The 20,482-nt window shown below is 43.3% G+C and carries 19 protein-coding genes and 1 other annotated feature; all 19 genes read right to left on the reverse strand.

The window, feature by feature from the left end:
• Positions 1-51: 51 nt before the first annotated feature.
• Entirely contained in the window at positions 52-2,811 is a 2,760-nt protein-coding gene (gene ileS / locus ACZ5Q7_RS12325; protein WP_343753513.1) for an isoleucine--tRNA ligase, read from the reverse strand.
• Between the two features lie 74 nt (positions 2,812-2,885).
• Positions 2,886-3,109: a binding site (T-box leader), on the reverse strand.
• 60 nt (positions 3,110-3,169) lie between these two features.
• Positions 3,170-3,685, reverse strand: coding sequence for a DivIVA domain-containing protein (locus ACZ5Q7_RS12330; protein ID WP_343753515.1), 516 nt, complete (start codon positions 3,683-3,685; stop codon positions 3,170-3,172).
• Between the two features lie 67 nt (positions 3,686-3,752).
• On the reverse strand, positions 3,753-4,529 hold the full coding sequence (locus tag ACZ5Q7_RS12335) for a YlmH family RNA-binding protein (protein ID WP_343753517.1): 777 nt from the start codon (positions 4,527-4,529) through the stop codon (positions 3,753-3,755).
• 10 nt (positions 4,530-4,539) lie between these two features.
• Positions 4,540-4,800, reverse strand: a complete 261-nt coding sequence (locus ACZ5Q7_RS12340) for a YggT family protein (RefSeq protein ID WP_343753520.1) — start codon at positions 4,798-4,800, stop codon at positions 4,540-4,542.
• A gap of 6 nt (positions 4,801-4,806) precedes the next feature.
• Positions 4,807-5,250: a cell division protein SepF gene (locus tag ACZ5Q7_RS12345; RefSeq protein ID WP_343753522.1), complete on the reverse strand. Its 444-nt coding sequence runs from the start codon at positions 5,248-5,250 to the stop codon at positions 4,807-4,809.
• A 5-nt stretch (positions 5,251-5,255) separates the two neighbouring features.
• Positions 5,256-5,939 carry a YggS family pyridoxal phosphate-dependent enzyme gene (locus ACZ5Q7_RS12350; RefSeq protein ID WP_343753524.1) on the reverse strand — a complete coding sequence of 228 codons (684 nt, stop codon included), beginning with the start codon at positions 5,937-5,939 and terminating at the stop codon, positions 5,256-5,258.
• Between the two features lie 18 nt (positions 5,940-5,957).
• The gene (pgeF, locus tag ACZ5Q7_RS12355) at positions 5,958-6,773 is read right to left on the reverse strand and encodes a peptidoglycan editing factor PgeF (protein ID WP_343753526.1); all 816 of its coding nucleotides are present in this window, start codon (positions 6,771-6,773) and stop codon (positions 5,958-5,960) included.
• A gap of 103 nt (positions 6,774-6,876) precedes the next feature.
• A complete protein-coding gene (locus ACZ5Q7_RS12360; protein ID WP_343753528.1) occupies positions 6,877-7,149 on the reverse strand; it encodes a YlmC/YmxH family sporulation protein in 273 nt (90 codons plus the stop codon).
• Positions 7,150-7,346: 197 nt separating this feature from the next.
• Positions 7,347-8,126, reverse strand: a complete 780-nt coding sequence (gene sigG / locus ACZ5Q7_RS12365; RefSeq protein ID WP_343753530.1) for an RNA polymerase sporulation sigma factor SigG — start codon at positions 8,124-8,126, stop codon at positions 7,347-7,349.
• 121 nt (positions 8,127-8,247) lie between these two features.
• The gene (gene sigE, locus ACZ5Q7_RS12370; RefSeq protein WP_343753532.1) at positions 8,248-8,967 is read right to left on the reverse strand and encodes an RNA polymerase sporulation sigma factor SigE; all 720 of its coding nucleotides are present in this window, start codon (positions 8,965-8,967) and stop codon (positions 8,248-8,250) included.
• A 77-nt stretch (positions 8,968-9,044) separates the two neighbouring features.
• On the reverse strand, positions 9,045-9,965 hold the full coding sequence (gene spoIIGA, locus ACZ5Q7_RS12375; protein WP_343753533.1) for a sigma-E processing peptidase SpoIIGA: 921 nt from the start codon (positions 9,963-9,965) through the stop codon (positions 9,045-9,047).
• 276 nt (positions 9,966-10,241) lie between these two features.
• The gene (gene ftsZ, locus ACZ5Q7_RS12380; RefSeq protein ID WP_343753535.1) at positions 10,242-11,405 is read right to left on the reverse strand and encodes a cell division protein FtsZ; all 1,164 of its coding nucleotides are present in this window, start codon (positions 11,403-11,405) and stop codon (positions 10,242-10,244) included.
• Positions 11,406-11,527: 122 nt separating this feature from the next.
• A complete protein-coding gene (gene ftsA, locus ACZ5Q7_RS12385) occupies positions 11,528-12,817 on the reverse strand; it encodes a cell division protein FtsA (RefSeq protein WP_343753537.1) in 1,290 nt (429 codons plus the stop codon).
• 189 nt (positions 12,818-13,006) lie between these two features.
• Positions 13,007-13,798: a cell division protein FtsQ/DivIB gene (locus ACZ5Q7_RS12390; protein WP_343753539.1), complete on the reverse strand. Its 792-nt coding sequence runs from the start codon at positions 13,796-13,798 to the stop codon at positions 13,007-13,009.
• 146 nt (positions 13,799-13,944) lie between these two features.
• Positions 13,945-15,057, reverse strand: a complete 1,113-nt coding sequence (gene spoVE / locus ACZ5Q7_RS12395; RefSeq protein ID WP_425542380.1) for a stage V sporulation protein E — start codon at positions 15,055-15,057, stop codon at positions 13,945-13,947.
• A gap of 143 nt (positions 15,058-15,200) precedes the next feature.
• Complete coding sequence (murD, locus tag ACZ5Q7_RS12400) at positions 15,201-16,547, reverse strand: UDP-N-acetylmuramoyl-L-alanine--D-glutamate ligase (protein ID WP_343753541.1); 1,347 nt, start codon at positions 16,545-16,547, stop codon at positions 15,201-15,203.
• Positions 16,544-17,530 carry a phospho-N-acetylmuramoyl-pentapeptide-transferase gene (gene mraY / locus ACZ5Q7_RS12405; protein WP_343753543.1) on the reverse strand — a complete coding sequence of 329 codons (987 nt, stop codon included), beginning with the start codon at positions 17,528-17,530 and terminating at the stop codon, positions 16,544-16,546. Before mraY ends, murD begins: the two co-directional genes overlap by 4 nt.
• Before the next feature lie 35 nt (positions 17,531-17,565).
• Positions 17,566-18,951: a UDP-N-acetylmuramoyl-tripeptide--D-alanyl-D-alanine ligase gene (locus ACZ5Q7_RS12410; protein ID WP_343753545.1), complete on the reverse strand. Its 1,386-nt coding sequence runs from the start codon at positions 18,949-18,951 to the stop codon at positions 17,566-17,568.
• A 52-nt stretch (positions 18,952-19,003) separates the two neighbouring features.
• A complete protein-coding gene (locus tag ACZ5Q7_RS12415) occupies positions 19,004-20,476 on the reverse strand; it encodes a UDP-N-acetylmuramoyl-L-alanyl-D-glutamate--2,6-diaminopimelate ligase (protein WP_343753547.1) in 1,473 nt (490 codons plus the stop codon).
• Positions 20,477-20,482: the final 6 nt, after the last annotated feature.

The raw sequence follows: 20,482 nt of genomic DNA on the forward strand, positions 1-20,482 counted from the left end.
TGCCGTAACGCAAGCATTCCCATTTTATCGACGCCTGTGTCGTTGGTTGCGTTAAGACACCGTATAATGCTCATTCACAATGTCCGCACAGCGTAAGCATAAATCCGGGTGATTCTGATCCTGGCCAACCGTTTCAGAAGCCGTCCAGCAGCGTGCACACTTCTCTCCGGGATGTTTCTCCACAAGTACATATACGTATTGATACTCGTTCGCTTCCGGTGCGTCATCGGTAATAACAGCTTCAGAAACGATAAACAATTGATGAACATGAGGAATATTTTCCAAAACGTCTTTCGTCTCTTGATCTTTCGGAACAATGGTGATTTTGGCTTCCAGCGATTTTCCAATGTCTTTTGTTTCACGAGCTTCCTCCAGCGCTTTCAGGACATCATTTCGCACCTGCATAAAGTGATCCCACTTCGCATACAGCTTGTCAAAGCCCGTTATGTCACGTGGTTCCGGAATATCAGTCAGTTGCACACTTTCCTCTTCCACACCGGGGATATACTCCCAAATCTCATCGGTTGTATGCGGGATAACCGGTGTCAACAATTTTACCAAGGTGGTCACAATCTCATAATAAGCTGTCTGAATGCTCCTGCGACGCTCATTATCCGCCGCTTCGATATATAAAATATCCTTAGCAAAATCGAGATAAAACGAACTTAAATCAATGGTACAGAAATTATGAATTTCCGAATAAACCTGAGCAAATTCATATTCATCGTAACTGTTCCTGACGTTTGTTAACATATTTTGCAGGCGATGCAGCATATAGCGATCTACTTCAGCCATTTCTGCTTCAGGTAACGCATCCTTTGCCGGATCAAAATCATTTAAGTTTCCAAGCATAAAACGCACCGTGTTTCTGATTTTCCGGTAGCCTTCTGAAATCTGTTTCAAAATTTCCTGCGAAATCCGCACATCAGCCTGATAATCTACAGACGACACCCAAAGACGCAATATATCCGACCCGAGCTGTTTTTGAATTTTCATCGGATCCATGACGTTGCCGAGTGACTTACTCATTTTGCGTCCATTTCCATCCAGTGTGAAGCCATGGCTAATAATGGTTTCAAATGGTGCCTTACCAGTCACCGCCACCGCTGTTGAGATGGATGAATTAAACCAGCCACGATACTGATCGCTTCCTTCCAGATAGACATCAGCCGGGCGCTTCTGATCATCCCTCTCCACCAATACGGCTTCATGGGAAGACCCTGAATCAAACCACACGTCCATAATATCCGTTTCTTTTGTAAAGGTTCCATTCGGGCTATGTTCCGATGTAAACCCGTCCGGAAGTAAGTCGGTTGCATCCCATTCAAACCAGATATTTGATCCGTGTTGTGCGAACAATTGGGAAACATGATCAATCGTTTCATCATTAATAATTGGCGTTCCATCTTCTGCATAAAAAACAGGTATAGGAACACCCCATGTCCGCTGCCGAGAGATACACCAATCTTCCCGGTCACGCACCATGTTATAAAGTCGTGTTTCTCCCCAAGCCGGATACCAACTGATTCGTTTGATTTCATTCAAAATATCCTGACGAAAATCTTTAATGGAAGCGAACCATTGCGATGTTGCCCGAAAAATCGTCGGTTTTTTTGTACGCCAATCGTGTGGGTACGAGTGTGTAATGAATGTCAGTTTCAACAGTTTTCCGTTTTCACTTAATTTATCGGTAATGACTTTGTTGGCCTGATCATAAAACACACCTTCCAATCCGGGAGCTTCATCTGTGAAATATCCTTTATAATCAACAGGAGACAGTGGATCGAGGCCGTAAGTGCGCGCCATATGAAAGTCGTCTTCGCCATGACCCGGTGCTGTATGAACACAGCCAGTACCGGCATCAGTCGTCACATGCTCACCAAGCATCACAAGCGAATCACGATCATAGAACGGATGCTTAGCGGTCATCCTATCTGCTTGGTGTCCTTGAAATGTTTGAACAACTTCCGGATTTTCCCATTCCAATTCCGCTGTGATTGTTTCCACCAAGTCATGAGCAACAACATATTTTTCACCGTTAACAGCGACAACAGCATAATCCAGTTCCGGATGGAGCGCAATACCAAGATTAGCCGGAATCGTCCATGGTGTTGTCGTCCAAATAATAAATTTCTCTCCACCATTTAATATATGTTTGCCATCCTTTACGTCAAACGCAACATAAATCGATGGCGAGCGTTTATCATGGTATTCGATCTCCGCCTCAGCCAGTGCTGATTCCGATGATGGAGACCAGTATACTGGCTTCAATCCTCGATAAATGTAACCATTTTTGGCCATGTCACCGAACACTCTGATTTGGGCGGCTTCATAATCGTTCGTCAATGTAACATACGGGTTATTCCAATCGCCGCGGACACCGAGTTTCTTGAATTGGGTCCGTTGATTATCAAGCTGACCCATAGCATATTCGGCGCACTTCTGACGAAACTCGGCTATGCTCATTTTTTTGCGGTCGACGTTTTTCTTTTTTGTCAAGGCAGTTTCCACCGGCAGTCCATGTGTATCCCAGCCGGGGACGTATGGCGCATGGAATCCACTCATAGATTTATACCGAGTAATAAAATCTTTTAAGATCTTGTTAAGGGCATGACCAATATGCAAATCGCCATTGGCATACGGAGGACCGTCATGCAAAATAAACATCGGACGATCGTTTGTCCGTTCCAGATTCTTTTCGTAAATGTGTTCATCATCCCATTTTTTCTGGCGTTCCGGTTCTTTATTTGGTAAATTCCCACGCATCGGAAACGTTGTTTTAGGCATCAGCAGTGTATCTTTATAATCCAATGTACTTCCTCCTATTCATTTTTGTTTACTTATTTAGACCACAGTCTGAATATAAAAAAATCCTCTCTATCCCGGAAAGGGACGAGAAGACTCGCGGTACCACCCTTATCAATTTAAAATCGATGTTTATTTTAAATTTACTCGATATCCGTAACGTGGATAAACCGTCCATTTTTACTCGCTTCCAAATGGACACTCGGGAGTGATTTTCTGAATGACCTTGCCGTATCAGGCTTTCACCATCCCTGATTCGCTGAAGCAATAGCAACATTCATACTGTCTCCGTCATCATGATTGTGTATTTGTTCAGACCTTTATCATAATGAATTATATGTAATATTTCGGAAAGCGTCAAGGCCTAAGCATTGCTGTCAACATAGTTGGATGTTTCTTCCTTTTCCTCTTCTGTTTCGTCATTAAATAAGTCTTCCCAATCGTTTGTATTGATCACTTCGAGTTGTGCTTCTACAAGCATTTTTAGACGGGATCGGAACACTTTGGCCTGTTTTTTCAGTTCCTCGATATCCATTTCAATTCTTCTCGATTTATTTAATGATTCATTCACAATTCGATCGGCATTTTTTTCAGCTTCTTTAATAATCAATTTCGATTCTTTTTGCGCATTGCCTTTCACTTCCTCAGCGGTTTCCTGCGCCGTTAGAATGGAGTTATTCAACGTGCTTTCAATATTCGTGAAGTGCGAAAGCCTTTCATTCAACTGCTCCACCTGCTCCTGCAATTCCTTCTTTTCACGAATGGTCATTTCGTAATCTTTTATAACCTGATCAAGAAATTCGTTGACCTCATCTTCGTCATAGCCCCGAAAGCTCCGTGTAAACTCTTTATTGTGTATATCGAGCGGTGATAATGACATACAGCCACCTCCTTTTATCCAAATTGATTCGACAAAAACAACAAAAATCCTTCATCGTGTACCGGAATTATTTTAATACAGCTACAGTGATGTTTATATGACCTTTTTTTGTATAACCGTTGTTGTGCACCAATTTGCTTCGGCCCTTTCCTCGAAGCGACAATATATCACCTTCTTGAAGGGTGAATTTTTTGTCGTCTATAATTTTATGATTCACCTTCACCAAACCTTGTGAGATCATGTCAGAGGCTTTTGTTCTGGACAATTTATAAATAGCTTTCACAACCGTATCCAACCGTAATGACGACACGGTATGCGTGGATTCTATCCAATCGGTTTTGCTTTCGATCATTGTTGAAAGCGGCTTTTCATCCAGGCGGATACTCGTTTTTTTGATAGTTGTCAAATTTGCAAGCACATATGGGATAATTTCATCGGCGACCACCATCTGAACAAGCCCATCTTCCACGATAATATCGCCCAATTTTTTACGCTTGATGCCCAGGGATAAAAATGCGCCCATGACATCACTGTGTGTAAGCGAAACGAATTTGGAATGATAGAACCCTTGCAAGAGAGCAAGTTGAAAGGTGTCTTCCGTGATCGGTTCATATCTTGGTGCAATGACAATCCGATTCCGTTCAGTAGACGGATGGCCGCCATGTTTCAACACGGTTATATCCTCTAGACTGGTCCCGGCCAACATGTCGACAATTTGCTGCTCTCTTGGATTTAAAAAGTCTGTCAGTTTCGGCTGAAAGGTCTTCTCTACATCGTCTATCCAAGACAAGGCTTGATCAATGAATGGCTTCTCGTCTTTTCGAAAATGTTGGTATATATCCATTGCAAACCGCCTAGAACCAGCCGAATAAAACCGGGACACCCATCCTGGCAAAATAAAGAACCATAATAGCAACAATCGGTGACAAATCAATCATGCCGAGTGGTGGTATTATTTTTCTGAATGGCTCAAGATACGGTTCGCATATTTTCGTCAACATATTTCCGAAGGCTGATTCACGAGCTCCGGGAAACCAGGACATGAAAATGTAAATAATCAGTGCAAAACTGTAAAGCTGCAATGCCCCGGACAATAAAACAAATAGTAAATCCATCGTCTGCTACCATCCTTTATATGATTCGTCGTTTTCTGTTAAAACATCGGTGATACTTCCGGAAACATCCACATTCTCTGGTGTGCACAAAAATGTTCCGGTACCAAGTTTCTGAATATCCCCATTCACAGCATATACGGTTCCGCTCAAAAAATCGACAATACGCTTGGCCTCCTGGTGATCAATACGCTGCAAATTAATGACCACGGCACGTCGATTAACAACATTATCAGCAATTTCCTGTGCTTCATTATAATTGCGCGGTTCACATAACACGACCTTCGAGGAAGGCTGCTGAATACTTGTTAAATTAACGACATTTTCCTTACTCCGATGGTGAGCCGTTTGGCCAGAACCGTCATCACTCCTGTTCATCTCCGTTTCATCATCCATATAGATTTCTTCTTCATCCATGGTGAAGAACGTTTTCAATTTATTCATAATGCTCAATACGCTCACTCCGTTTCCGCAGAACCAACCAACGACGATCCAACACGGATATGGGTGGCTCCTTCTTCTATTGCGATATGATAATCGTTGCTCATGCCCATCGATAAATAATCGCACGGAGCGTTCGGCAACTGTTCGGCCTGTACGGTATTCCTGAGCGACGCCAACGAACGGAAAAAAGACCGCAGGCGTTCTTCATCATCGATGTGTGGAGCCATTGTCATAAGACCGGCCACACGAATGTTTTTATAGTTTTCCAGTTTCTTAATGAACGGAAGAACCTCGTCCGGCGAAAGACCATGTTTCGATGCTTCGCCGCTGACATTAACCTGTACCAGGCATTGTGTGGGATTGGTGGCCCGTTTATCAATTTCTTTAGCCAGTGACATCCGATCCAGCGAATGAATCATATCTGCCTTGTCGATGACATCTTTCGCTTTTCGTGACTGCAATGTTCCGATAAAATGCCAACAAGCATCGTCCTGTATGTATTCGTATTTATCCAAAAATCCTTCCAGACGGTTTTCGCCAATATGAGTGACCCCGGCAGCAATCGCTTCCTGCGCCCGTTCGATGGTAACATATTTCGTAACACCGATAATGGTTATGTCTTCCGGATCCCGATTGCTGTTTGCGCATGCCTGTCCAATATGCTGACGAACATGTTCCAGATTGGTTGCCACATCCATTGTATCCATTCCTCCCCATCATAATCCATTAACAAAACCTATATAACCGAGCATTCGTCCAGTTTTTGCATAATCCCGTCGATGAGAGAAAAACAACGATTCATCACGGAAAGTACAATATTGTGTCACGTCTATATTACGACGTATAACACCCTGCTGTAAAAGAATTTCTGCATTTAATTGTTTTAAATCCAATAAAAAGCGTCCATTGCCCTGATCGGTGACTGTTTTTGCGCACCATTCATCAGGAATATACCGGATAACATGCTCATCCACTTCATAAGCCTCACCGGAAATGCACGGACCAATCACTGCGAGCAAGTCAGACGGATTCGTTCCCTTTGCTTGAAACGATTGCACCATTTTTTCGCAGATTCGATGCACGGTTCCGCGCCAGCCTGCATGCGCAATGCCGGCCATTTTGGATACAGGGTCTACGAAGTAAATGGGAACACAGTCGGCAAAGTAAGCCGTACATAAGATACCGCTTTCCTCTGTGATAAGTCCGTCAACACCAGGTAGCGCCGTTTTATAAAGGTGTGCTCCTTTTCCCATGTCCTCCGGTGTGACTGCATGAACGGTTGTTTGATGGGTTTGCTCTCCCGACACCCACGATGATAATGGAAAAGGAACGGTGGCCGTCAGTCGTTGTCGGTTGGTGACGACATTTTCCTGAATGTCCGAAACATGCATACCCAGATTCAATGAATGGAAAGGGGTTGAACTGCACCCACCCTGTCGTGTTGTAAATCCTGCTCGCAGATCCGGGCAAATGGCTTGCCACTTTTCAATCGCCAGTACAGATTGTGTCAGCTGCTGGAATGGTTCCGTCATTTGTGTCCCCCCCGGAATAATATTATTTCCATTCTATCACATTTTCGTTGCAATGGATAAATGGATTATATCATTCAACCATAGATGACAACCCATTCATCTGCTATTCGATTAAATATTGATCTGGATAAAGAGTAGGTGTACTCGTTTCCTTAACCAATATGACGTCCGTACCGATGACTTCAATATAATTCCACGGAATAATCAGTTCATCTGCTTTTCCAAACAACCCCGACTTTTTATTTTTTGCGTAAAGGATCAACGCTGTAATTCGTCCATTGGTTGTATCAATCTCCAAGTCAGAAATATGTCCAAGCCGTTTTCCGTCATTCAACATAATGACTTCCTTTATTTGTAAATCTGATAACGTCACCACGTGTTTTCACCTGCCTTATTACCCATCATATGCAGGCAGAGTCTTAAAATATTATGCTCGAATATGTTCTTGTACGATGATCCCCTCCATCACATTAAAAAATCGACACCACAAGATATGTTATGGTGCCGATAATCGTTTATCATTATACCTTATTAATGACTTCACTTAGACGATCAATACGCAATTGAAACGACTTATTCGAACATTTCCTTATTCATCTGATCAATGGCTGTTTTTTCAAGCCGGGAAACCTGAGCTTGGGAAATACCGATTTCATCCGCTACTTCCATCTGTGTTTTTCCCTGAAAAAATCGTTTGTTCAATATGGATTTTTCTCGTCCTTCCAATTGGTGCATCCCTTCTTTTAATGACAATTTATCCACCCAAAGGTAATCGGTATCATTGTCATCACTCAACTGATCCATAACATAAATCGGGTCTCCGCCATCATTATAAATCGGTTCAAACAAGGAGACAGGGTCCTGTATAGCATCCAATGCAAAAACAATGTCTGAATGCGAAACCCCCATTTCTTCCGCTATTTCCATTGGTGTTGGTTCTTTGGATGTTTGATTGATCAATTTTTCACGGACTTGGAGAGCTTTGTACGCGTTATCCCGCAATGACCGTGACACTCTGATTGGATTATTGTCACGTAAATATCGCCTGATTTCTCCAATAATCATTGGAACAGCATATGTGGAGAACCGTACATTATGTCCTAAATCAAAATTATCGATTGATTTCATAAGCCCTATACAGCCAACCTGAAATAAGTCATCACCATATTCACCCCGGTTATTAAATCGCTGAATGACACTCAGGACAAGACGTAAATTGCCGTTAACCAGTTCCTCACGTGCTTCGAGATCGCCTTCCTGCATTTGCTTAAATAATTGACGCATTTCATCATTTTTTAAAACGGGTAATGTTGACGTATCAACACCGCAAATTTCAACTTTATGTTTTGTCATATTCTACCCTCCCGGTTGGAGATGCTGTCCATGGTCAGTATCTCCCCGTGGGAGGGATTTTATGCAGTCAGGTATGGTTCACAGATGGCTTGAAACCTCTGGAATTCACGTCAGATCAGGGTCATACCATTTTATTAAATTCTTTTTGCAGACGTCGTATAATTTTCTTCTCAAGTCGTGAAATATACGACTGAGATATTCCAAGCATTTCAGCCACATCTTTCTGTGTTTTTTCCTCTTGACCAACAAGCCCGAAGCGAAGTTCCATAATTTGTTTTTCTCTCGGATTCAACTGGTGAAGCGCATCTTTTAACAGATGTTTATCCACTTTTGATTCCATATCTTTCGTTGTCACATCATCATCGGTTCCCATCACATCCGACAAAAGCAATTCATTGCCGTCCCAGTCAATATTCAACGGTTCATCAAACGATATTTCGGATTTTAATTTATTATTTCTCCTCAAATACATAAGTATTTCATTTTCAATACACCGTGATGCATAGGTGGCAAGCTTGATTTTCTTTTCCGGGTTAAATGTATTAACCGCCTTAATCAGCCCAATCGTTCCAATGCTGATGAGATCCTCAATGTTAATACCAGTATTCTCGAATTTGCGGGCAATATAGACAACTAAACGAAGATTACGTTCAATAAGCATAGCTCTTGCTGTTTTATCTCCGTCTGTCAGCAATTCCAGCAGTCGTTGTTCTTCTTCCTTCGACAATGGCGGAGGAAGAGCTTCACTGCCACCTATGTAATAAATTTCATCTGTTTTCAAACCGAGTTTAAATAATAATTTATACCACCATAAACGCAATCGAAGTCTTAGTAATGTCACATTGAGCCGCTCCTTTTTGCTAGTTTTGCAATCAATGGCAGTATAAGCCATTTAACGTTAGTTTCCGAAGAACCTCGTCAAGCCGTTGTCGCTCTTGCCATCTTGATAAGCTGTGGATGCAGCAGACAATGGTAGGACTGATCTTTCGAAAGTGCTGCAAATTGAATGCCTATCAATGCTTTGTGTGTCACAATTTCTTTATCGTCATACTCAATGACGATTTTATCCGGTTTCAATGCCAGCATAAATGTGCGATTGCCGTCCACGCCTTGATATGGAACAATCTGACACTTTTTTTCCCATTTTATTGGAAGTTCTTCAAAGTCGAGTGTTTCATGAGCCGTTTTCAATGCGTGCCAGTCATTTTCTGTGAACCATTGTTTCAAAAAGTGTTGATCACAAATGATGACCGGTTTTTTTGTTAGTGGGTCCGTTAATTGGTTGCCACTGTCAATATAGGCTGTTGTTGCATGTTCCCATTCTTTAATTTGAATGCTGATGGGGCACAGTTGATCATAACGGATTTTTTCCACGGCATGCTTGTCCATACGGATCTTTGTAAACAACCATGAAAGCGGGAATCCAATCACGACAAACAGCCAGCTGACCGGATCCCCATAACCGCTGTTAAATGTGAGAATGCCATTCGCTGACAGGTTGACCGGATTTTGAACGAGAAAGTGTATGGCTATCAATCCACCTCCTATGGAAAACGTTACAAAATAAAATAAGAAAAACAATTGCATCATCCGATAAATCGATCGAAATGAAAAGCTGCAAACAATAATCATGACAGAATAAATAAGTTTGCCGATCAGACTAGTGAAAAATGAATCTGGATAATAAATCGACACTGGAACCAATAACGAAGCAATAAATGCACCAAAAATAATACGCGGTTTTCCTGTGCTGTCTTTTGCGATGGCTTGCGTAAGCATAAGAAGCATCATATCCAGCAATAAATTCAGTAGCCAGACAGCATCAAGATAAATGGTCACATCCTTCTTCCTTTCTTGGAGCTGATCATTCACATCGAGTATAGAAGGATTGGACAGCAAAGTCTGTCAATTCGTGTAGGACTATTGGGGCTAATTTTATCTGCTTATCAGAGACTTTGTCGGAGATAGCTTATCGGGATAGCACTTAACGTTTTGAGCACAAAAAACACCACTATGGCCGTTTATACAACATTGCCATAGTGGTGTTTTTTGGACCCACTATACCGATTCGCATTCGTTTTGTACGAAAAATATTTACCTGTCAAACGGGTTGATTTAACGATTACGGTTGCGGTTACGCAAAAAGGTAGGGATGTCCAGTTCATCGTCCTGCTGATTTGGACTCGGACGGTTTTGCTGTTGCTGGCTTTGCTGTTGGTTTTTCCCCTCTTCATGATCACTCGAGCCATCGTCTTTCTCTCTTGTCGCTGCTGTCTGATTGTGACCGATGGAAGGACGTTGCCGTGTTTGATTTTCTTCCTGACTGGATTCGTCAAATCCAGTAGCGATAACCGTAACGATCAGTTCGTCTTTTAAGTTCTCATTTATAACCGAGCCAAAGATAACGTTTACTTCCTGGTCTGCTGCTGATGTCACAAGATCAGCAGCTTCCTGCACTTCATACAAACTCAAATTCTCGCCGCCTGTTATGTTCATCAGTACGCCATGAGCCCCATCAATCGAGGTTTCCAGAAGTGGGGACGAAACAGCTTTTTTCGATGCTTCAGACGCTCGGTTTTCACCGGTGGCAATACCAATCCCCATCAGCGCAGACCCTTTATCAAACATGATGGTCTTGACGTCAGCAAAATCCACGTTAATAAGGCCGGGTTTGGCAATCAAATCAGAAATGCCCTGCACACCCTGGCGCAATACGTTGTCTGCTTCCCGGAACGCTTCCAGCATTGGTGTGTTTTTATCCACAATTTCAAGAAGACGGTCATTCGGAATAACAATAAGTGTATCAACATTTGCTTTTAATGCATCAATACCTGTTCCAGCCTGTGTTGATCTCCTTTTTCCCTCAAATGTAAACGGACGGGTTACAACACCAACAGTCAGTGCTCCCAGATCCTTTGCTGTCTGAGCAATCACCGGAGCAGCACCTGTTCCGGTACCTCCGCCCATACCAGCTGTGACAAAAATCATGTCTGCTCCCTGCAAAGCCTCTTCAATCTGTTCCTCATTCTCTTCAGCAGCTTTCCGACCCACTTCCGGATTCGAACCTGCTCCGAGCCCGCGTGTCAGTTTTTCACCCAATTGCAACTTTGTTTCCGCATTTGACAGATTGAGAGCCTGTGCATCCGTATTAACGGCAATAAATTCAACGCCTTCCACACCATGTTCAATCATACGGTTGACAGCATTGCTTCCACCGCCGCCAACGCCGATGACTTTTATTGTAGCAAGTTGGTCCATGTTTGTATCAAAATCTAACATACATCCGTTCCTCCTAATATGCTGACTAATATGCTGAATTCAACGTATTCAAATGCTCCGAACCATGGCGCGGCGACAAGCAAACCATCTATCCGGGAGCATTGCTTAAACCGATTATTCGCTTAATCAAAGAAATACTTAAACAGATTGGCCAGTCCGGATTCTTTTTTCTTGTTTTTGGCTGGTTGATCCTCTTCGGGCAACTGTTTTGAACGTTTTGTCCTTGTTGCCTTTACGTCATCCTGTTCCGGTGCTACTGATGGTAATAATTCTTTTCCCTGTATTTTCGCATTACGGTGGGCAAATTGCAAGATGCCTACACCGGCGGCAAATTGTGGTTCACGCACGCCTATGTAGTCGGGAATGGCAATACGGACATTTGACTGGAATAAATCCTGTGCCAATTCAAGAACACCCGGCATTTTCATGGTACCACCCGTCAACACGTACCCTCCCGGCAATTGTTGGAAACCCATGCGCCGGATTTCCCGCTCAGCATAAGCATATATTTCTTCAAGACGCGCCTCTATCATATCAGCAATCTGCAGCTGGTTATATGTTTCTGAGTGATTGCTGCCTATGATAGATACATCGAAAGTCTCGTCTTCCTGAGCATCATCATAAAACCCATGCCCATAATTCCGTTTAATATCTTCTGCTTCCTCGGTTGATGTGCGCAAGCCAATGGACAAGTCTTTCGTTATATTGTCCCCTCCAAGTGGAACAACGCTTGTACTTGCCAAATGTTCATTTTGAAAAACAGAGACAGTGGTGGAACCGCCTCCTATATCAATTAATGTCACACCAAGACTTTTTTCATCTTTTGATAAGGCAACTGTCCCAGCTGCAAGTGGTTGGAGGCAGATATCGGACACGTTGAGGTTGGCACGTTCCACACATTTCAGAATGTTATGTAGGACGGTTTTGGAACACGTAATAATGGTTCCTTCCATTTCCAACCGCACACCAATCATCCCGCGCGGATCCGTTATTTCATCCAGTCCATCAACAATAAACTGCTTCGGAGTAACATCAATGATTTCACGCTCCGGCGGAATGGAGACCACTTGGGCACCGTCAATAACGCGAGTAATATCGTCATTGCCAATTTCCCGATTTTCGCTCTGAACAGCCACAACGCCGTGACACGGCTGCAGTTGTATATGCTTGCCGTCAATACCGACCACAACGCTGTCAATTTCCATGCCTACCATTCGCTCCGCTTGTTCAACGGCAGTCCGGATAGACTGGACCGTCTGATCAATATCCACAATTGCACCTTTCTTCATGCCATTGGAGTGTGCTGTCCCTACCCCGATAATATTTAGGGTATCATTTAAAACTTCGCCAATGATAACTTTAATGTTTGATGTACCTATGTCAAGACTCACTAGTATTTCGCTGTTATTCAAAGAAAGGCACCTCCTGATCGAGAAGCATACGCTCAACCGTCCGCAACATATGCAGCCGGATGGATTATCTTACTCTATTATTAGCCTTTAATCTATTATTTTAAAGGAATTATCACAAAAAGAAAATATGTATCCATTAATTCGACATAAAAACAATAAAATCCTTTTCATTCATCGTTTTATATCAGTCTAATTATCATGACTGGATCGCTCTCCTGCCTCTGATTCCTTGCTTTCGAATTCTTCAAAATAGGCCCCGACACCAATATGAAGAATCCCTTCTTTATCCGGATCCAACTGGGAAACAATGGATGGATAAACACTTATCTTATCCGCAAAATGCCGGATAGTCCCATCCACCAAATTTCCGTCATTCATATAGAGCAGAATGTTATGCTTATTATCCTTTTCCGGCTTCCAATGTATTTCCGATATGAGCTTGCGGATGCTCACGGGCAATGAACGAAGCTCTTTTGCCATATCTTTCAAATAAGTCTTTTCAGAGAAGTTTATAAGGAGCGGGGCATTTCCATTCGCCGTTGATGACTCCGGTCGTTCTGTCAATACGTTCCCGTTACCGAGAACCGGATAAACATCATCATTCTTATGGACATAACCGACCAGCTCTGTTTCAGTTATATGCAATTCAATTGTCCAAGGCAATTGGCGCTCTACATCCACATCTTTGATGGCGGGATTGGAAGATGCTGCCTGTATTATTCCATTTTTATCAACAGTCCAAATGTTCGTCCCCTCAGATAAATCAATGGCTTCTTTAACGCGCTTGTCGCTTACAAATGAATTGCCGGTAATCGTAATCGTGCGGACATCGCTTAATGGGGACTGAAGATAAACAATGACGGAAAGCAATAGGAAAAAAATAGAAACATAAAATAGAAGACGGCGATTTGCTTTTTTCTTTCGTTCTTGCTTTAGGGTTGGTATGCGATCCTCAATGGAAACAACATTCTTTTTCCTCAATTCTATTTCTTCCTTTGTCAGGTAATTAATATCTGTGAAATGATGAAAACGGCACGATACCATGCCGTTTTATCACTTTCCATTATAGCACATATGAAGATAGAATATGTAGTAAACTTGTACCAGTTTTTGCAAATCTATCTCTATTATAATTTCGCATACCGGCTGATATTCAGTAGAATTCCGGCCAAGCAAAGCGTCAATGTTAAAGATGATCCGCCATAGCTTAAAAACGGCAAGGTGACCCCAGTGACAGGAATTAAACCAATAACAACACTGATGTTCATCATAACCTGAATGGTAAGTATCGCTACAATACCAAGGGCTAAAAACTTCCCGAAGTTATCAGGAGCCTGCAACGCAATGCGCATACCTCGCCAAAACAGCAGCACAAACAATCCAATCACAAAGGTACTGCCTAGAAAACCAAATTCTTCACCAATGATTGCAAAAATAAAATCATTCTGCGGTTCCGGAAGATAAAAATATTTCTGAATGCTTTCTCCGAATCCGAGCCCCATTAACCCCCCAGGGCCAATGGCATACAAGGACTGGATAATTTGAAACCCATCACCGCTCGGATCTTCCCATGGATTTAGAAAGGCTGTAATCCGACTGATGCGATATGGCGCGGAAAGAATCAGACCGGCTAATCCAATGAGTCCAATCGCCAAAATTCCTGCAAAGTGCTTCACTTTGGCTCCTGCTGCATAAATCATGATCATACACGCCGCAACAAGTACAGCTCCTGTTCCGAGATCCGGCTGGAGCATAATGAGGCCGAATACCGTAAATACGAGAAGAAGACACGGTAAAAATCCTTTTTTTAAAGACGTAATAAATTTTTGGTGCATCGTTAAATAAGCAGCTAAATAGATAATCAAACCAAGCTTCATAAACTCAGACGGTTGCACACTGAAAGCACCGACGCCAATCCAGCTTTGCGCCCCGCCGCGTTCCATACCGATCCCCGGTATCAACACGAGCAAAAGCATGATAAAGCAGACTAAAAGAGCGATATGGCTGTATTTTTTCCATGTAGTATACGGAATGGCCATGAAGAAAACCAGTGCAACAACACCTATGCCACTGAACAGCAATTGCCGTTTTAGAAAAAAATACGGATCAGCATACTTATATTCCGCCCAAATGTAGGAAGAACTATAAACCATGACAGCCCCTATTGCGATTAACATCAGAATGACGGCAAGTAATGTATAGTCCGGTGCATTTTTAGACTTGAACAAGTTCCGTAGCATGCAAACACCCCGTTCCGAAAGGTTGGAATAGGGGCGTCGTTTCCGTTTTCTGTTCCGGATGTGCCCGGAATGGACATCTAGTAATAGCCAGGCTGCTGCGTTATGATACCAACACCTGCTATGCTTGTGTCTGAAACAAGCCCCTAATCTATTTTATGCACAGCTTGTTCAAACATGTCTCCTCTTTCTTCAAACGTGCGGTATTGATCCCAGCTTGCACACGCAGGGGACAACAAAATAATATCTCCACGTTCCGACTGAGTGAAGGCGAGTTTAACAGCTTCATCGAGATGGTCTGTTGTTTGTATAAACGGCACCGCTGCTTCAACAGCGATTCGCTGCAGCTTTTCTTTCGTTTCACCAAACAGAACCATTGCTTTGACGTTGTCTAAATACGGCTTCAGATCATCAAATTCATTGCCTCTGTCAAGGCCACCTGCAAGTAGAATCACCGGGTTTTGAAAAGCGGATAGGGCCTTCTGCGTTGCCAGTAGATTGGTTGCTTTAGAATCGTTGTAAAACAAGCGTTCGTTGATCGTTGCAACATGCTGAAGACGATGCTTAACACCCGAAAACGTCTGCAATACATGCCGTATCGCGTCATTAGTAACCCCACTTAATTTGGCAGCACATACGGCAGCAAGTATATTTTCCAGGTTATGATCGCCGACAAGGACGATATCTTTTTTATCAGCTATTTTTTCTTCATTAAAATAAATGCAGGTTTCATCCGACCATGCACCATGTGTCACTCGCTGTGAAACAGAAAACGGAATCTTTATAGCAGCTGCATCCGCGACTGACGCATTCACGACTGGATTATCGGCATTATAAACGAGATAATCATCACTCGATTGTTCAGCAAATATATTGCATTTTGCCTGTCTGTAATTTTCAAATGTTTTATGATAGTCAAGGTGGGCCTCATAAATATTCAAAAGAACGGCAATGTTTGGATGAAATGTGTTGACACCCATTAATTGAAATGATGACAATTCCAGGATTAATGTTTCATTGACCTGCAATGTCTGTGCCACGTCTGTTGCGACAGAACCGATGTTACCGGCTAGCTTTGCCGTTCGATCCCCTTCATTGATCATTGCTGTGGTTAATGTTGCCGTCGTCGTTTTACCGTTCGATCCGGTGATTCCGACGATATCATTATCTACAAGAAGTCCTGCCAATTCAATTTCAGTCAATATGGGAAGTTCACGTTGTACCGCTTCTGTCAATATCGGGTGATCATAGGAAATTCCGGGATTTTTAATAATCACATCCATATCGTCCAAAACAGATAATGGATGGGAACCGGTAATCAATTCCGCTCCAAGGGCGTGCAAGTCATCCAGCACGTCTTCATCCGGTGCTTGCTGATCGTTCACCCGAACCTTTCTCCCGGTCGACAATAAATACTTTGCTGCAGCTGTTCCACTTTTAGCCAGTCCCAATACAAGCACACGACTGTATGGGAAATGTTTTAATCCTTTCAAACGATCCACACCTCAATGTATACACCCAATGCTGCAAAAATCAATCCCATCAACCAGAATGTTGTCACGACACGCCATTCCGACCACCCAAGCAACTCATAGTGATGGTGCAGCGGGCTCATTTTAAAAATTCTTTTTCCGGTTGTTTTAAACGAAATCACTTGAATAATGACGGATAGCGTCTCCAGCACAAACACACCGCCAATAATAACTAAAATAACTTCCAGTTTTGTCAATATGGCGACAGCAGCAATGCTGCCGCCTAGAGCAAGAGAGCCGGTATCCCCCATAAACACCTTCGCCGGGTGGGCATTGAACACCAAAAAACCGAGCAGGGATCCGACGGCCGCCAGTGAGAAGATGGTCACCTCTACTTGTGGAAATCCATACCACGCCAAGACCCCAAACGCACCAAATGCGATGGCAGCTGTTCCTGCCAGCAAGCCATCCAGTCCATCGGTTAAATTGACAGCATTGGACGCCCCGACAAGCATGAAAACAATCAGCAATGCATAGCCCCAACCAAGTTCAAATGTCACGGGTGTTCCCGGAATATGAATATACGTCGCAAAATCGTGGTATCTTAAAATAATATAGAATACGAGTGCAATAATCAGCTGCCCCGCCATCTTCTGTTTGGACGTCAGCCCCAGATTTCGTTTCATTGCAATTTTGATAAAATCGTCCAGAAAACCGAGCAGCCCATAGCCAACCATGACGAACAAGAGCAGCCATAATTCATAACTAACAGCACCTACACCCGTTTTACTGATCATAATCAGGGACGTTGCCGCTACACTGACAACAATCATCATGCCGCCCATCGTCGGTGTGCCTGTTTTTTTCATATGGGATTGTGGGCCCTCTTCTCGGATGCTTTGTCCAAACTTCAGACGCCGCAGGAATGGGATGAAGATGGGTGATGTCAGGACGGTTATTAAAAAAGCTACGGCGATTGTTATTATTAATACAACGATATTCACTGTCAATCCTCCTCTTGCAGCGACCGCCCAGGATACTATGTTGACTCAGCTATTTGCTCGATATAGGATTCAAATTGCATGCCCCGGGATGCTTTGAAAAGAATAAGCGTTCCCTGCGCCATATAGGAGTCAATAGCTTGGAGCAACGTTTCTCCGGATGTGAAGTGTCTATTATCTATTTTATCAGTGCGTTCACGGACAGCCTCTGTTATAGATGTCGCCTGCTCACCAAACGTAAAGACAGCATCAATCGATTCATCAATTCCGCTTGCAGCTGATTGGTGCAAGTTTATTGCATCTTTTCCGAGTTCAAACATATCACCTAGAACCAGCACCTTCCGGTTAAACCCTTCCATCTGTTTAACCACATCAATGGCTGCTTTCATGGATGTCGGGGAAGCGTTATACGCATCATTAATAATGGCTGATCCGTTCATTCCATCCAAAAACTCAAAACGCATCGACGTCCATTCCAATGTCCCGAGCGCTGTTTTTATTGTATGATCAGGTATTTTCAAACGTCTGGCCACGGTGACGGCAAATGTAGCGTTCAATGCATGATGGCTTCCAGGAAGCGGAATCGAATACACGTCTGTTTCATGATTGAGCTGAAATTCAGTATGTTGGTTCGTTAAGGTCACGTTTTGAATAACGGTATCATTGGATGAATGGAATCCGCACAAAATAGTAGGTCCGTGCCATGTGGTTTTTTGCAACAACGGTTCATCCCCATCGATAATGAGATACCCGTCACCCGGCATTCCCCGGATAATTTCCATCTTTGCAGCAGCAATGGCTTCTCTGGATCCTAATTGAGCGATATGCGATTCACCAATATTGGTGATCACCCCATAGTCAGGTTTGGCAATGCCGGTCAGCGTTTCAATCTCACCACTATGATTCATACCCATTTCCACAACAAGCACGTCCGTTTGTGCCGGCATGGATAAAATCGTGAGAGGGAGGCCAATGTGATTATTCCAATTGCCTTGAGTCGCATGAGTCCGGTACGTTTCGCTCGTAACAGCTGCGATCAAATCTTTTGTTGTCGTTTTGCCATTGGAACCGGTGACACCGATAACGAGTGGATCTATTTTTTGCCTGTACGCTGATGCGAGTTGTTGCAGGGCTGTCAATGTATCCTCAACAAAAAACACCGGAAAATCTGCTGGCACATCATCCGGCAATGGTTTCCCTTTTTCCCACAATGTTGCTACTGCCCCGTGACGAAGTGCTTCCTTCACATAATCATGACCGTCAAAATGCGCACCGGACAACGGAACAAACAGTGAGTGGTGCATGTCTTTGCGACTATCCGTCACTACGTCATCGATCGCGATTCCATCAGACGGGGAGTTAGGAGACGGGCCCCCCTGGTGGTCACTGAATAATGTTGTAAGCCAACCGGTTGTAAATAGCATAATCTGTCCCCTTTATCATCATCAAACACATAAACAAACAAGTGTTGCCGGATTAATGTCCAGCATACACTTGCATAGCTTGCCTTGCTACGTTACGGTCATCAAAATCATATCTAATATCGCCAATTTCCTGATAGGTTTCATGCCCTTTACCGGCAATCAGTATAATATCACCTTTTTCAGCAAGTTGGACGGCATGAGTGATCGCATCGTTACGGTCTTCAATAACCTCAAAACCATCTCCGGTCAAACCACTGGTCATGTCGGCTAAGATCGCATTCGGATCCTCTGTTCGAGGGTTATCAGACGTAAATATAACATGATCGGCATGTGATGTGGCGACTGATGCCATCATTGGGCGTTTTTGTTTATCCCGATCACCACCACAGCCAACAACAACATACACGTTATTTTCCACGAACCCGTTAATGGTTTCAAGCACATTTTCCAACGAATCCGGTGTATGAGCATAATCCACAACCACGGCAAAATCGGTATGGCCATGAACAGGCTCAAACCGTCCGCTTACCCCTTTCATCTGCTTTAATGATTGTTGAATAACGGAAAGAGGAACTCCCGCACTAATTGCTGCGGCTCCGGCTGCAAGCATGTTGTAAACATTGAATTGACCGATCAGGTTGCTGTCAATCCGAATCGAACCGACCGGTGTTTCCATCGTGAAAGTCGTGTGGGTCACATCAAGTTCGATATTTGTTGCTCGGACTTGTGCAGACGGCTCACAGCCATAGGTGACGACATGCTGTGCCGTACTTTTCCGTAAAACGACAGACGCCGGATCATCATCATTAACGACAGCGAATTTTTTTCGATCACTCGCATACGTATTTCCGAGCTGTGCAAACAATAGACTTTTAGCGTGCAAGTAATCATTCATATCCTTATGATAGTCGAGATGATCCTGCGATAAATTTGTAAACACGGCTATATCAAAATCGCAACCATGAACACGTCCCAGATCCAAAGCGTGTGATGATACTTCCATAACCGCTGTATCAACATGGTCCTTTTGCATTTGCTGAAATGTTTTTTGCAGTAACAGAGCATCTGGAGTTGTATTGTTTACAGGATAAGCATCCTGGCCGATCTTCATTTGAATCGTTCCTATCAGCCCTGTTTTCCGTCCCCATTCGTTCAGAATGGATTCCAACAAATATGTGACCGTTGTCTTTCCGTTTGTGCCTGTCACACCAATAAGAGGAAAATGACGGGTCGGATTTCCATGGAATGCTGCGGCAAGAACAGCTGCCGCCCGCTGAGTACTTTCCACATGGATAACCGGTACGGACGTATCCATAGGTTTTTCTGCTAAAATAGCGGAAGCACCATTGGAAACGGCTTGTTGAGCAAAATCATGACCATCCACTGTATACCCTTTGACACAGACAAACAGTCCGCCGTCTCCCACCTTTCTCGAATCGGCTTCCAAGTGAGAGATTTCCATATCTCCCAACGGTTCCGATACATTATAAAATGGCAAAACGGAAAGCAATGGTTTCAATTTCATGATTAT

Source organism: Lentibacillus halophilus (genome assembly GCF_055395055.1).

What these genes read in the sequence shown, in the direction of transcription:
- ACZ5Q7_RS12340 (WP_343753520.1), bottom strand. Translation starts at nt 4,800, where the DNA reads ATGGATTTACTATTTGTTTTATTGTCCGGGGCATTGCAGCTTTACAGT.
- pgeF (WP_343753526.1), bottom strand. Translation starts at nt 6,773, where the DNA reads ATGACGGAACCATTCCAGCAGCTGACACAATCTGTACTGGCGATTGAA.
- ACZ5Q7_RS12415 (WP_343753547.1), bottom strand. Translation starts at nt 20,476, where the DNA reads ATGAAATTGAAACCATTGCTTTCCGTTTTGCCATTTTATAATGTATCG.
- ACZ5Q7_RS12410 (WP_343753545.1), bottom strand. Translation starts at nt 18,951, where the DNA reads ATGCTATTTACAACCGGTTGGCTTACAACATTATTCAGTGACCACCAG.
- ftsZ (WP_343753535.1), bottom strand. Translation starts at nt 11,405, where the DNA reads ATGTTAGATTTTGATACAAACATGGACCAACTTGCTACAATAAAAGTC.
- ACZ5Q7_RS12350 (WP_343753524.1), bottom strand. Translation starts at nt 5,939, where the DNA reads ATGGATGTGGCAACCAATCTGGAACATGTTCGTCAGCATATTGGACAG.
- spoVE (WP_425542380.1), bottom strand. Translation starts at nt 15,057, where the DNA reads ATGCTACGGAACTTGTTCAAGTCTAAAAATGCACCGGACTATACATTA.
- ACZ5Q7_RS12335 (WP_343753517.1), bottom strand. Translation starts at nt 4,529, where the DNA reads ATGGATATATACCAACATTTTCGAAAAGACGAGAAGCCATTCATTGAT.
- sigG (WP_343753530.1), bottom strand. Translation starts at nt 8,126, where the DNA reads ATGACAAAACATAAAGTTGAAATTTGCGGTGTTGATACGTCAACATTA.
- ACZ5Q7_RS12330 (WP_343753515.1), bottom strand. Translation starts at nt 3,685, where the DNA reads ATGTCATTATCACCGCTCGATATACACAATAAAGAGTTTACACGGAGC.